This window comes from Oscillatoria sp. FACHB-1407 (assembly GCF_014697545.1).
Lineage (GTDB): Bacteria > Cyanobacteriota > Cyanobacteriia > Elainellales > Elainellaceae > FACHB-1407.
On record NZ_JACJSA010000004.1, the window covers coordinates 233,488 to 246,721 of the forward strand.

Genomic DNA, 13,234 nt, shown 5'->3' on the forward strand with positions numbered 1-13,234 from the left:
GAGACGCGATTAATCAAGAAGAGACGCGATTAATCAAGAAGAGACGCGATTAATCGCGTCTCTTCTTGATATCCCTACTCCCTATTGAAACTGTTGGGCATAAAACCGGGCATAGCGATCGCCCCGTTCCAGTAACTCTGCGTGAGTGCCGGATTCTACAACCCGTCCTTTTTCTAAAACCAGGATGCGATCGGCACGACGAACGGTGGCGAGGCGATGGGCGATGATGAATACAGTACGATTTCGCATGATGCGCTCTAGAGCTTCCTGCACCAGTGCCTCGGATTCTGAGTCGAGGGCTGAGGTGGCTTCATCGAGGATCAGAATGCGGGGATTGAGGAGAACCGCACGGGCGATCGCGATCCGTTGGCGTTGTCCCCCGGAGAGATTGACGCCCCGTTCCCCCACCCAGGTTTGGTAGCCATCGGGAAACTGGCTGATGAATTGGTGAGCATTGGCAACTTTAGCTGCTTCTTGGACGGCTTCCAGGTCGATCGTGGTTTGACCAAAGGCGATGTTTTGGGCGATCGTCCCCGAAAACAAAATGGTTTCTTGAGGCACGATGCCGATCTGTCGTCGCAAGCTTTGTAGTGAAACCGTGCGAATGTCCGTGCCATCGATGAGAACTTGTCCTGACTGCGGATCGTAAAAGCGAGGCAACAAATTCACTAATGTCGTTTTACCTGCCCCGGAAGCACCCACTAGCGCGATCGCCTCTCCGGGAAATGCCAGCAGGTTTAAGTCTTGCAGCACGGGTTGATTGGGTTGATAACCGAAGCTGACGTTATGGTATTCCACTTTGCCTGTAACTGAGGGAAGCGGCACTGCCTCAGTCGGATCTAAAACTCCCGGTTCAATCGCCAGTAATTCAAACACGCGATCGACCGATGCTTCCCCTTGTTTGAACTCGTTGTAATTGCTGGTGGTAATCGAGATGGGGTCAATCAGCAACGCGACTGCCGCAATGTAGCTGACAAATTCCGCTGCCGTCAGGTTGTTCTGGGCGATCTGCCATCCCCCAAGCAGAAACAGCAGCAACACACTCATCGCTTCCAGGAAGCCGACCACCGGAAACTGAATTGCTTTGAGTCGTTCCGCTGCATATTTCGCCTGGCGATTGCGTTCTGCCTCACGACTAAAACGGGCAATCTCGTAATCCTCAGCGGCAAAGGCACGAATCAGGCGAATGCCACTAAACACCTCGGTCAGTAGGGCAGAGAGATCAGATACCCGACTTTGACTGCGACGCGAGTAAACCAGCAGTTGCTCACCAAATCTGCCGATCAGAACGCCCATGAGTGGAGCAATCACCAGCGTTGCCAGGGTCAGTTGCCAGTTGAGGTAGACCATATAGCCCAGCACAACGATCAACTGCAAAATGCAAGGCACAAACTGGTGAAAGACTTTGTTGATGACTTCCCCCACGCGATCGACATCTTCCGTGAGGCGATAGCTCAAATCTCCCGTTTGAGACGTTTCAAAATAACTGAGGCTGAGCATTTGCAGATGAGCATAGACTCGCTTTCGCAGATCCAGGGCGATCGCCAATGCCGCCTTTGCCATCAACGCATCCTGCCCAAACTGCACAGCCCCCCGCACCACAAACACCACTGCACTCAGTGCGGCTAACTGGGCGATCGCCACCACTTTTCCCTGTCCGATCAGGTTGGCTATTTCTCCCGCAAGCCATGCCAGCAGAGGCCAAAACACTGTGAATGCCAGAGTGCAGGTGAGAGCCTGGGCGATCGTGGCTCGGTGAGGATGCAGATAGGGGAGCAGTTGCCAGTAGCTAGAACGCCGTTTCAAACCCAAAATTCCAAAATCGTTGCTCTGTTAGGCTATCAGGAAACGGGAAGAGAGAAGTGAGAAGCGGTAAATTGCTCAGTACAGTGCGATCGCCCGCACTAACAAACGAAATTCCCCTGGAGTGAAATGGGGATTTAGCCCTCCGTCGTATTCAAATTTGCTCAACATTAGTTGCATAGAGCGGATTTGGGCAGTGTTGAGGGGTGGAGCCGAGTTGACGGTTTTAGCGCGAAAGACTGGAATGAGTTGGGCGAAGGGAACCTGAATGGTGATCCACTCATTTGCAACCGTGTCGAAGGAGTGGGAGTAGGCGATGCTGTCCCAGGAGTTGGCATCGCGGATAAGAAACTTGTAGCGTTGCCCATCTCCCTTAATCTGCAACTCTAGCCCCGTCGCATTGGCTAGATCCAAAGGGGGTTCAAAGTTGCGTGTCCGCACCGAGGCAAAGCCACCCGAATTAGCTGTCGAGACGTATCCGGTAAATAGTGCTCCTTCGGGATTGGGCTGCAAGGAACTAGCACTTACACCCCCCATAACCACATCATCCAACGCTCCCCAGGTTTCACCCATTGCCTCAGGCGATCGCTGAAAGTCAAACAGGACATTGCCGAGTGGTTGAGGAGGAGCAGGGGGGGTAGAACCAAACATGATTTTTTTGAGGCAGCTAATCAGGGGAATCGTCTCAAAGTAGGACAGGGTTTGTAGAAAACGACCCAAATCCCATTGAGTACCTGTAGGTTGAGACATACGGCGGCGATCGCAATTGAATAAATAGATCGTTGAATAAATAAATCTCTCCTCAATCTTAATTGAAGAGAGACGTGCAAAGGACTTCTAAAAGTTGAAATGGCGATCGCTAAAAGCGGATCAATCCATAATACGAACTGGCAGCAATCAACAGAATCACTGCAACCCCGATTCCAGTGTAAAGAACCAATTGTAGGGATGGATTTTTAGGGGATAGTTCACCTTCATGTTGTTTAGAAGTATCTCTCATGGGTTTATCTCCAACACGATTAAAAGTTCTCTGATGGTTACGTATCTGTTTACGCATCATCATCACGCAGCCTGACTAAACCTTCATCTTGCTCTGGAATGATAGCCACTTCTGTGGAATGGTACGTTTGCACTAAAACATCTACTTGCGACAGACGACGTTCATCGGTGCAAATCTTATAACGGAAATGTAATGCCAATTTTGGATTTCAGATTTGCAATTTTGAGAGGATGTGTTGGTGAGGATGTCTTGCTAAAAGAAATAGTTAACCGCACCTTTCAAAACGATTGAAACTCGAAATGGGATTACTTCTTGCCAATGTGCAAGTTGCAAAGACAAGGTTTAGAGATGCAGAGGGAACGGAGAACCATGGCGAACAAATCGCAAACAAAAGAATTACAAAAAAACTCAATGATGGCGCATTTGTTGGATGCACTGGAAGCCGGGCAAGACATTGGTCATTACGGCAGATTGGTGTTTGCGATGGTGGCACGCCATTTTATGAGTGAGCAGGAGTTGATTCGCTATCTCATGAAAGATCCAGAATGTAGCGAAGGAGATGCAAAATCACTCGTGCGCCAAGTGGAAGGCAAAGATTACAATCCACCCAAGCGAGAAAGGATTTTAGAGTGGCAACAACATCAAGAGTTTCCCATTTGTCCCGATTCGGAAGATCCTGACAGTTGCAATGTTTACAAGGATCTGACCTTCCCCGATGAAGTATACGAGCACATCAATAGTTATTACGAGCAAAAATCAACTGTGAGTTGACAGGTTTGGGGCGATCGCTGATAGGTTAACAGTAGCGAGTTTGGGTCTGACGATGGCGATCGACGAAACGTCTGTGAGAATTCATCTGCCTCAACACCTGCTTGAACGGGTCAGAGCTTATCAAATGGAGCACAGTATCACCAGTTTTTCGGCAGCCGTGATTCAAGTGTTAGAGCAGTTTTTTACGCCGTCGTCCGATGCCCCAACTTACGCCCCACTCGATCGCCTCGAAGCCTTAGAAAAGGAAGTTCAAAGCCTTTCCTATCAACTGGCGCAACTCAATCGGCAGATGATAGCTCAATCAATGCCACCGCAGTTGTGGAGTCAACCTCCCTCACCTGAATCTCTGAGAAATTCATACGGTATGGCTCAACCGCTTACCTATGAGGATATTGAGGATGAGCCAGATGAGATTTTATGGGATTTTATGCCTCCAGAAGGAAAACCATAGGATGAGAAGTAGGAGTTTGGTTTAAGAGCCCGGCGAATGAATTTGCGGCTACCAGAGCCAAGTCCGCCGACGTAGGCTACCGGAGATCAAAGGTTGAGAGACTGTTGGTCATTTACAAATCACCGACTGTTCAAATCCTTGCGGACTGCGGATGTATCCCAGGCGAGATCAACTTCGCTAGCGAAGTCTTCTTCATCGGTTTGCAGGAGTTGTGCCAGATCTTGCGCTAACTGACGCGATCGCGCCACCAAAAAGGTTTCATCTCCTTCGGTCATAGCGATTTCGTGTAATGCCTCCTCGTCGTGATGTTTGAAGGTTTGAGCCGCACGATGGGCTCTGTAGGAGCGAACTCCCAGGAGTCTGAGTGCTTCGACTCCCATATTCAGTGCAGCGTCAAACGTCTCACGTTGAATCACATCAACCTCCCGGCGAATGAGTTCATAGGCATGGCGGCGATCGATCGCCCGTGCCAGGATTTTCAGATGGGGGTAATGCTTGTGAGCCAGATCAACGATTTCGAGAATGGTGTCTCGCTCATCAATCGCGATCACCAGTAACTTAGCCCGCTCTGCCCCTGCTGCGTGGAGCAAATCAAGCCGAGCGGCATCTCCATAAAATACCTTCCAGTCGAAGCGACGTAACAACTCAATTTGAGTGGGGTTGTGATCGAGAACCGTGATCGTGCAACCGTTGGCGATTAACAAACGCCCAATAATTTGCCCGAACCGCCCAAATCCTGCGATGATCACCGGATTTTCGTTGTCGTCAATCTCGTCAGCGTCGCGATCGGGAGTCAGGTTAGCAAAGCGAGGTTGTACAAATCGCTCATTCACAATCATCAGCAACGGTGTCAGCATCATAGACAGGGCGACAACTGCCACCAGGGGGGCGGCGATCTCTGGTGTGAGAACTTTCGTCTGAGTCGCAAATGAGAAGAGAACAAAGGCAAATTCGCCACCCTGAGCGAGAGCAAATGCCAGCAGCAACCCCTGACTGAGTTGCAATCTAAAGAAACGCCCCAGGGCAAACAAAACGGCAAACTTGGCGATCGCCAACACCACAACCAACCCCAAGATCAGCAGGGGTTGTTGAAACAGCAAATTAAAGTTAATGCTGGCTCCCACCGAGATGAAGAACAAGCCCAACAGCAACCCCTTAAACGGATCGATGTCGCTTTCTAGTTCGTGGCGATACTCGTTATCTGCCAGCACCACCCCTGCGACAAACGTGCCCAATGCCGGAGACAGACCCACCTGTTGCATCGCCAGCGCAATTCCAATCACGAGCAATAGAGCCGTTGCTGTGAAAATCTCACGCAATCGGGTAGCCGCAATAAACCGGAACACTGGACGCATGAGGAACCGTCCGCCGACAATGATGCCGCCGACCACACCCATAACCAGCAACGCTTGCTGCCAGGGGGGCAGGGCAGGTGTAGATTCCTCAACGGCGACTAAAATCGCCTGATTTGTATGCTTAGCTGACTCCAGTGCCGACACTGCCAATAACGGCAAAAACGCCAGAATCGGAATAACCGCAATATCTTGAAATAGCAACACTGAGAAAGCCGATTGTCCGCCTTCAGTTTTGCTCAAGCCTTTTTCGTTGAGGGTTTGCAACACAATCGCCGTGGATGACATCGCCAAAATCATGCCGATCGCGATCGCCATCTGCCAGGGGACGCCAAACAGCAACCCAAGAACCGCGAACACCAATGTCGTCACCACGACTTGTAAGCCACCCAACCCTAAAATGGGAACTCGCAATCGCCACAGTAGCTCTGGTTGCAATTCCAACCCGACCAAAAACAACATCATCACCACGCCAAACTCGGCGAAGTGCATTACATCCTCCCCCTCTTGCCCCACCAGGCGCAACCCAAAGGGACCGATCAGCACCCCTGCAATTAAATACCCCAACACTGAACCCAACCCTAACCGCTTAGCGATCGGCACTGACAGAACAGCCGCTGTGAGATAAATAAATGCCTGAAAGAAAAAACCTTCGTTATACATGGTGTGTCACATCTTGCGTTTGGATGACCTGATCAAGAGCTTCGTTAAAGTATTTGAAGTGGATAAGTTGCTCCCAGGTGATGGTGCGATCGCGCAAAGCGATAATCAGTCGCCTGTAGTCTTTAATGTGTTGCTCAATGTAAGCTTCATCGTTGAGTTTGTGTGTCCCATGAATCACAAACGGCGGCAAATAATCCATACCGCAGAGTCGTGCTGTCTGCTCAAATGGAGCGAGCAACTCTCGAATTGAGAAGTAGTTGTGTCCTTCTCGTCGGTAAGCGTCCTGGCTGCCCCCAGTGGTGATGGCAGAGAGCACTTTTTTGCCGCGCAATGCCGTCCCATTATGACCATAGGCAAACCCATATTGCAGCACTAGATCTTGCCACTCCTTGAGAATCGCAGGGCTGCTGTACCAATAAAAGGGATGCTGAAAAATAATAATGTCGTGAGCCAACAACAAATCTTGTTCTGCTTTCACATTGATGTGGAAGTTTGGGTAGTGCTCGTAGAGGTCATGAATGGTAATTGACTCTAATTTTGAAACCGCCCGAATGAGTCGTCGATTAATGCGTGACTTTTCTAAAGCGGGATGAGCAAACAGGATTAGAACACGGTTCAGGTCACTCATGAGGATTGTGCGGTGAAAGGCGGAAGGCAAAAAAGAAAGGGTAAAGGGCTATAGATAAAGGTAGATTCGAGTAGTTTGCAACTAAAGCCTCAAGGAGAAGAGTAGCATTCTACAGCAAATGTTCTGATGCTAATCTTGCTTTTAGTTGATGCTTGCCATCTAACGGATACCCAGGCAATATGAAGCTGCTCTGGAAAGAGGCTTAGCCCTTTGGTTTGCGCTGATTGATGTAGTGCAAACTCATGTAAAAACGGCAGTCCCTCTTTCCCTCTTCTCCCTACTGCCTCGCCATCAGCGGCAATGTCACACAGACTGTCGTTCCTACTCCTTCCTGGCTGGTCAGTGAAATGTGCCCTTGATGAGCTTCGACGCAGCGTTTGACGATCGCCAACCCTAACCCTGTGCCTTGAATCGAATGGGCATTCGATGCACGAAAGAATGAATTAAACAAACGAGATTGATCGGCTTCGGGCACTCCAATCCCCTGATCGTGAATTTGAAAGAGAGCGGTTTGCTCAACGGGATTCACGGTCAGACTCAGATGAATCGTAGTTCCTGCGGGAGAGTATTTGATAGCGTTGGACAGGAGATTGGTCAGAATGTAGCGCAGCAATTTTTCATCCATTTGAGCGGCCCTGGTGTCCCCCTGGCTATCAAACACAAGTGTGTGCGAACTGCGCTCAACGATGCTAAATTCCTCAACCAAGCTGCGGCAAAACTGCCCCAAATCCAGTGGAGCCGGGTTATAGGATAGGCGATTTGCTTCGGCTTGCCCTATGATCAGAACGTCTTCCATCAATTGATTCATCGAGCGAACCGATGACTTAATTCGCTGTACGTAGGAATTTCGTCTTTCTATAGGCATGTCGCTGCTTTGTTCCAACAGTTCGGCTGCGGTGCGAATTACAGCGAGGGGATTGCGAAACTCGTGGGAAACGGTAGAGACAAACTGAGATTTTAGTCGATTGAGTTCCTGTTCTTTTTGTAGTGCCTGGGTTAGCAACTCGCTCTGGCGGCGATCGCTCATATCCCAAAACACCACAACAACCCCCGATACCTCACCCGAATGTCGTCGCAGAGGCGAGGCACTGTCACCAACAGGAATTCGTCTGCCACCTCTGGCAATCAAAGATGTAAAGTCGTCGAGATAGACAACTTGATGATTTTGCAGAACTTTTGAGACAGGGTTTTCAGCGGGAATGTCCGTGACCTCATTCACCAATTGCAGGATCTCGCTGACTTCTCTGCCCAGGGCTTCTTCTTGTTGCCATTCGGTTAACGTTTCAGCCGCAGGATTCATAAAGGTGACGCATCCTTGAGCGTCAGTCGCGATCACAGCATCACTCATCGATTGCAGCAGGGTTGCCAGTTGGTCGCGATTTTCTTGCAACTCCTGGTTGATGTGATGTTTAAACAGACCAATCTCAATCGCAACGCGCAAATCATTGGCGGTAAATGGCTTGATGATGTAGCCAAAAGGTTGAGACATTTTTGCCCGTTGTAGGGTTTGGTCGTCGGCGTAAGCCGTTAAATAAATGATGGGAATGTCGATCTGCTCGCGGATGCGTGTTGCTGTTGTGATGCCGTCGATGTCCCCTTTGAGAACAATGTCCATCAAGATCAGATCGGGAGAGGTTTCAATCGCTTTGGCGATCGCCACTGCTCCGGATGAAACAGTATCTGTAACGGTATATCCTAATTGTTTCAGTTGATTGGCAATGATCTTTGCCACAATCACTTCATCTTCAACGATCAGGATTTTGGGAGCCACTATTCAACCTCTGCTGTCACAGTACAGATTGGGAAATTGTACGGTGAATGTCATTCCTCCGTTGTGATCAACGACAAGCTCACCATCTAATTGCTCAGTTGCCAGGGCATGGACTAACGACAGCCCCAGGGATTGAGTTTCCCGCCAATTAATAGGCTCTGGTAAACCGACTCCATTATCCTGAACGGTTAAACTCAAGCATTCACCAACCTGACACAACTTAATATTAATCTCTCCAGAATAATCTTTTGGAAAGGCGTGTTTCAGAGCATTAGAGACTAATTCGTTGATGATCAGTCCACAGGGAATCGCCTGATCGAGGCTAAGAACGACAGATTCTACATTCACATTAAGGGCAACGGCACCCGGAGAGATCTGATATGTGGTTAGAAGGCTAACTGCCAGACTATGAATGTAATCTGCTACATCAATTTGCCCCAGATCAACGGACGTATAAAGCTTTTTGTGAATCAGTGACATCGATTCAATACGGCTCTGGCTTTCTTGTAGGGCGTTGATAATATTCGGATCGGTTAAACCCTGTGCCTGGAGTTGTAGTAAGCCAGATACGATTTGTAGATTGTTCTTAACGCGGTGATGAATCTCTTTTAATAAAACTTCTTTTTCTGCTAATGCCGATCGCAGGTATGTTTCTACCTGTTGTCGCTCGGTTAATTCTGTTTGGGCTTGCTCAAAGGCTTGCGCCTGTTGGATGGCGATCGCCAGTTGCACGGCAATTTGGTCTAGTAAATTCAGTTGTTCGGGGTGCCATTCTCGAAAAGTAGAGCACTGATGAGCCACCAGCAAGCCCCAGAGTGTGTTCTGAGTTTCTTCACTCATCAGCACAATGGGTACGACTAAATTTGCTTTGACATCAAACTGCTCTAAAAGCTGGAGGTGGCAACTGGTTAACCCTGCCGTGTAGATGTTGTTGATTGCACGAGTTCGTCCGTACCGATAGGCATCTCCTGCCCCATCGTAAAAGCAAGTGTCTCTGATCTGAGCTCCCAGCGAAGTCCGCCATTTAGGTGTGACTGCCTCGGCTACGATTAGGCCGCTCATGTCTGGAGCAAATTGATAAACGACAACGCGATCGCACTGGAGCCACTGTTTGATCTCAGATACGGTGGTGTTGAGAATCTCTTTGAGGTTAAGGGTTTGCCGAATCCGCTGGGCGATCGTGCTGGTCAGTTCGACCCGTTCTGCCTGGTGTCGCAGTGCTAGCTCTAACTGCTTTTGGGCTGTGATGTCTCGCCCCACTGATTGAATCTCCAGAAGATAACCCTGCTCATCAAAAATGCCTAAGTTGACCCATTGCGTCCAACCTATTTGACCATCAAAGCGGTAATCAGGATTGACGTTTTCAAAGGTGGGACTTTTGGGGCTCAGGTTTGCAATTTTTTGATGAATCAGATCCAGATCACCAGGTGCTACAAAGCGGCTCCACTGCATTCCTACGACCTGCTCTAGAGGTTGCCCTAAGGCGCGACAAAGGGTTGTATTGGCAAAGGTGATGGTGGTGTCGGCTGTGGAGCGCAGGACAAAATCTGTTTGAGCCTCGACAATGCGACAATAGCGTGTTTCACTCGCTTTCAGGGCTTGCTCGGCTAACTCGCGATCGGTGATGTCGCGGCAGTTGACCACAATTCCGGCGATCGCCTGATCGTTCAACAGGTTGCGTGTGACCGCCTCAAAGTGTCGCCAACGGCCGTTTTGATGGCGGACCCGGTATTTCACCATTGGTAAACTAACCCCAGGTTGTAATAGGGCGTCTTGAATGGTTTGAACAATGATGTCGGCATCCTCTGGATGAACGAAGTCCAGAGCATTTTTGCCCACAACATCGGCGTTGGTATACCCCAAAACGCTCTCTGATGATGGGCTGGCGTAGCAAAAGTTGCCCATCTGATCCAGAATGGCGATGATGTCAGAGGCATTTTCGACTAGCCCCCGAAAACGTCTCTCGCTTGCCTGAATCGTGGCTTCTGACTGCTTGCGATCGGTGATGTCCAGGATAACGCCAATCATGCGCGTCGCTTCCCCGGAGGAGGTGTAGATACCATGCCCTTTGCCGATTAGCCAGTGAATTGTGTTGTCAGGGTGGATGACCCGGTATTCAGTGACGTAGTTTTTCTGGGTTGTGAGGGCTTCGTTCAGCGTGACCTCAACGTGAGCCATATCATCGGGATGAACGCGATCGCGCCAGGTTTGATAGGTGGCTTCATGTTTCTCTGGATCTAATCCCAACAGGGTGAAGTGATTTTTGTTCCAGACCACCTGATTGGTCTGCACATCCCAGTCCCAACTGCCGATCTGGGCAAAGTCAAACGCTAATCGAAGTTGCTCTTCCCTAAACTTTAAGGCAGCTTCTGTCTGCTTTAGCTCTGCCAGCATTGTTTGGAGACGGTTTGTAAAGCGTTGGTTTGCTTTAGTCTCCCGCTTGACCAACCAATAAAGCATAATCGCCGTTAAAAGCACGTAAACCCATCCTTTCAGCGTTTGCAGTTGGATGAATCCATCGTGCGATTGCTCCAGGAAAAAGGTTAACCAGCGGTCAGAGCAGAAAATCCATAAAAAGCCCACTACAAGGTAAATTCCAGTGATCTTGACAGGCGCAGAAATTTTGCGCTTGGGGCGATGAGACGAAGGCGAATTTTGAGGGGAATCACGGTTTAACATACTGGAGCGATCGCCATTGAGATTAGTGGAGCTATTGCCTTGAAGCCAGAATAGAGAGGTATGAGGTTACGTCCCCCGACTGAGAATGGCACCCCTGCCCTCGTTCCAACCCGGGTCATGATGGCTATATCCATTAAGTTTTAAACAACAAGACCGCTTGGCGAAAAAAACTTAAACCTAATTGACAAATCTATATGTAATCTCTGCGAAGGCTCCACATTATCCAACCTGCCCTCCTTATAGAACGGAGCAGTTCCAGCGATCATCTCAGGATGATGGACTAAATTAACGTGAATTCGGGATAAGGATTTTGGCGGTTAAAACCGCAGCTATCGGAGCAAAACCGATTTGCGTCAGTTCGTCAACTCTTAGATCTTCCGGAGTCCGTGTCGGCGGACTTCGCTCTAGTAGCCGCGAATTCATTCGCCAGGCTCTTAAACCGAACTGACGTTAAATTAAGACGCCATTTTTGTGAGGGGGGTGTTAATACCAACCCTGTACAGCTAGGGCACATTCAGGAAACCTTGTTTGCCAGCTTCACTCAACCCTCATCTCCCAATCTCTTCTCTCACTTGGGAGAAGGGGAGGTTGGTGGGGTGTAGTCTGTAGCAACCATTTCTAGAACTGGTATAGCCGTAGCCAGATTCGATGGGGCGGAGGTGAGTCGGAAAGCTTCCCAAAATCCAGGGTTTGAGCCATTGCCTTTGCATTAAGCTTTCTGACCAAAGCCGTATTACAGCAAAATGGGATGGTTGCTTAACAACCACCCCTTCACCCCTTTCAAAACTTATTTTTTGCTGTACTAGTTGCTATGTTTGATATGGAGCTAGTGTCGTGAGCGTTTGGTGTATAAACGCTCCATTGACATAGAATCTATCCGAAAACCCGTGGTGTAGTGTGGCATTGCCCACCTTACTTCCGTTTCAGAAACGATGTTCGAGGTTTTCGGATAGGTACACAAAGGGGAATTTACAAAGTAGCGTTTAGACGGCTAACCATCAGATTATTTACCATCATGGTCAGCATCACCTGGAATAGCTCGCTCAACTCGATCCCAGGCATCACGGGTAGCATGTTTTGCCTTATCCCATGCCAACCGACCTTTGCCCCGTCGCTGTTCATAATCAGTTTGTAGATGAGGTTCTGCCTGGGTGTAAGTCATCCCTCGTTGAGAATACGTTGAGTAACCTTCGTACCCTGTTCGATAAGCAGGGTCATAGTCATCATAGGTGTAGTTAGATTCCACATAGGGACGACTGGAATAATTGCTGCGCCAATAATCGTTTTCAACGGTAGGGTCGATCTTTTCAGCAACTCCTTTACCAGCCAATCCACCCGCAACTGCTCCGACAGCTGCACCTACAACCGCACCCACTGGACCACCAACAGCACCTCCAATGGCTGTACCGATCGCCCCTGCACCAGCGGCTCCAACACCTGTTCCTACAGGGTGTGCACCGGGTTGACCAGAAATGGGGTCTAAATTAGCATCATGACCTTGCTTTTTATCATGGTCTGTCATGGATAAACCTCCCTATTAAAAAGAAATTTTTGACTTAAGCGGTACAGTTGTCACCGTTGCAGTCAGGACAAAGAGAATAGGGTACTCCTACTATCTCGGCTTAACTCTGGTGGCTACAGCTATAGCAACTGTTGAGACAATTGACTGTCGAGGCAATTGACTGTCGAGACAATTGACTGTCGAGACAATTGAGATAAGGAGAGCTATCAGGGGTTTCACTCCTGCAACCCGTCCTAACCAACCTTGCGATCGCTATGTAACGGCATGAGTCAAAATCACTGTTTTAGTGAAAGAATTATCTATAACGGTAATGACTGTCAGGGCTGTAAACGTCAGCTTTGCGATGGAGGTCGCCATCTGCAAAAAGGAGCAAATTTTATTAAAATTTAAGGTTGTAACGGCTGACCCTGTAGGGATAAGTACTCCCTCTGAGGATTGTGGGTCAGGTCGGCTTTGTTCCTGTAGCTACGGTTTTAACCGCCAATATCCTTATCTCGAATTCACGTTATTTAATGCCCATTCCTTGTGAGATTTGTTGGGGAGTGATAGAAGAAGGATATACAGCTGTTTGTCTTATCGCTCTGTCATTATTAT

Annotated in this window: 12 protein-coding genes; 2 read left to right on the forward strand and 10 right to left on the reverse strand. The window is 48.9% G+C overall.

The genetic code is table 11. The annotated features are described in order from the left end of the window. Window positions 1-81 precede the first annotated feature (81 nt). From H6G89_RS09160 to H6G89_RS09175, 4 genes are all read right to left on the reverse strand, one after another. Window positions 82-1,806 carry an ABC transporter ATP-binding protein gene (locus H6G89_RS09160; RefSeq protein ID WP_190505212.1) on the reverse strand — a complete coding sequence of 575 codons (1,725 nt, stop codon included), beginning with the start codon at window positions 1,804-1,806 and terminating at the stop codon, window positions 82-84. A 75-nt stretch (window positions 1,807-1,881) separates the two neighbouring features. Next, window positions 1,882-2,553, reverse strand: a complete 672-nt coding sequence (locus H6G89_RS09165) for a CIA30 family protein (protein WP_190505214.1) — start codon at window positions 2,551-2,553, stop codon at window positions 1,882-1,884. 109 nt (window positions 2,554-2,662) lie between these two features. After that, window positions 2,663-2,803, reverse strand: coding sequence for a hypothetical protein (locus H6G89_RS09170; protein ID WP_190505216.1), 141 nt, complete (start codon window positions 2,801-2,803; stop codon window positions 2,663-2,665). A 49-nt stretch (window positions 2,804-2,852) separates the two neighbouring features. Next, the gene (locus H6G89_RS09175; RefSeq protein ID WP_190505218.1) at window positions 2,853-3,002 is read right to left on the reverse strand and encodes a hypothetical protein; all 150 of its coding nucleotides are present in this window, start codon (window positions 3,000-3,002) and stop codon (window positions 2,853-2,855) included. Between the two features lie 170 nt (window positions 3,003-3,172). Here H6G89_RS09175 and H6G89_RS09180 point away from each other — a divergent pair, with 170 nt between their 5' ends. Further along, window positions 3,173-3,574, forward strand: a complete 402-nt coding sequence (locus H6G89_RS09180) for a hypothetical protein (protein ID WP_190505220.1) — start codon at window positions 3,173-3,175, stop codon at window positions 3,572-3,574. A gap of 52 nt (window positions 3,575-3,626) precedes the next feature. Beyond that, window positions 3,627-4,025, forward strand: a complete 399-nt coding sequence (locus H6G89_RS09185; protein ID WP_190505222.1) for a hypothetical protein — start codon at window positions 3,627-3,629, stop codon at window positions 4,023-4,025. 119 nt (window positions 4,026-4,144) lie between these two features. On the opposite strand, the gene kefC is transcribed toward H6G89_RS09185, so the two are convergent. The 6 genes from kefC to H6G89_RS09215 all read right to left on the reverse strand — a co-directional run bounded on the left by kefC (window position 4,145) and on the right by H6G89_RS09215 (window position 12,640). Continuing rightward, the gene (gene kefC / locus H6G89_RS09190; protein WP_190505224.1) at window positions 4,145-6,040 is read right to left on the reverse strand and encodes a glutathione-regulated potassium-efflux system protein KefC; all 1,896 of its coding nucleotides are present in this window, start codon (window positions 6,038-6,040) and stop codon (window positions 4,145-4,147) included. Further along, on the reverse strand, window positions 6,033-6,668 hold the full coding sequence (gene kefF / locus H6G89_RS09195; RefSeq protein WP_199336620.1) for a glutathione-regulated potassium-efflux system oxidoreductase KefF: 636 nt from the start codon (window positions 6,666-6,668) through the stop codon (window positions 6,033-6,035). The genes kefC and kefF overlap by 8 nt, the downstream gene beginning before the upstream one ends. Window positions 6,669-6,945: 277 nt before the next feature. Beyond that, window positions 6,946-8,439: a hybrid sensor histidine kinase/response regulator gene (locus tag H6G89_RS09200; protein ID WP_309229734.1), complete on the reverse strand. Its 1,494-nt coding sequence runs from the start codon at window positions 8,437-8,439 to the stop codon at window positions 6,946-6,948. 3 nt (window positions 8,440-8,442) lie between these two features. After that, window positions 8,443-11,118 (reverse strand): PAS domain-containing sensor histidine kinase, encoded by a 2,676-nt coding sequence (locus H6G89_RS09205; RefSeq protein ID WP_190505227.1) that lies wholly within the window; start codon window positions 11,116-11,118, stop codon window positions 8,443-8,445. Between the two features lie 285 nt (window positions 11,119-11,403). After that, complete coding sequence (locus H6G89_RS09210) at window positions 11,404-11,541, reverse strand: hypothetical protein (RefSeq protein WP_190505229.1); 138 nt, start codon at window positions 11,539-11,541, stop codon at window positions 11,404-11,406. 580 nt (window positions 11,542-12,121) lie between these two features. Beyond that, window positions 12,122-12,640 carry a hypothetical protein gene (locus tag H6G89_RS09215; protein WP_190505231.1) on the reverse strand — a complete coding sequence of 173 codons (519 nt, stop codon included), beginning with the start codon at window positions 12,638-12,640 and terminating at the stop codon, window positions 12,122-12,124. Window positions 12,641-13,234: the final 594 nt, after the last annotated feature.

What these genes read in the sequence shown, in the direction of transcription:
- H6G89_RS09165 (WP_190505214.1), bottom strand. Translation starts at nt 2,553, where the DNA reads ATGTCTCAACCTACAGGTACTCAATGGGATTTGGGTCGTTTTCTACAA.
- H6G89_RS09170 (WP_190505216.1), bottom strand. Translation starts at nt 2,803, where the DNA reads ATGAGAGATACTTCTAAACAACATGAAGGTGAACTATCCCCTAAAAAT.
- H6G89_RS09180 (WP_190505220.1), top strand. Translation starts at nt 3,173, where the DNA reads ATGGCGAACAAATCGCAAACAAAAGAATTACAAAAAAACTCAATGATG.
- H6G89_RS09185 (WP_190505222.1), top strand. Translation starts at nt 3,627, where the DNA reads ATGGCGATCGACGAAACGTCTGTGAGAATTCATCTGCCTCAACACCTG.
- kefC (WP_190505224.1), bottom strand. Translation starts at nt 6,040, where the DNA reads ATGTATAACGAAGGTTTTTTCTTTCAGGCATTTATTTATCTCACAGCG.
- kefF (WP_199336620.1), bottom strand. Translation starts at nt 6,668, where the DNA reads ATGAGTGACCTGAACCGTGTTCTAATCCTGTTTGCTCATCCCGCTTTA.
- H6G89_RS09205 (WP_190505227.1), bottom strand. Translation starts at nt 11,118, where the DNA reads ATGTTAAACCGTGATTCCCCTCAAAATTCGCCTTCGTCTCATCGCCCC.
- H6G89_RS09210 (WP_190505229.1), bottom strand. Translation starts at nt 11,541, where the DNA reads ATGAATTCGCGGCTACTAGAGCGAAGTCCGCCGACACGGACTCCGGAA.
- H6G89_RS09215 (WP_190505231.1), bottom strand. Translation starts at nt 12,640, where the DNA reads ATGACAGACCATGATAAAAAGCAAGGTCATGATGCTAATTTAGACCCC.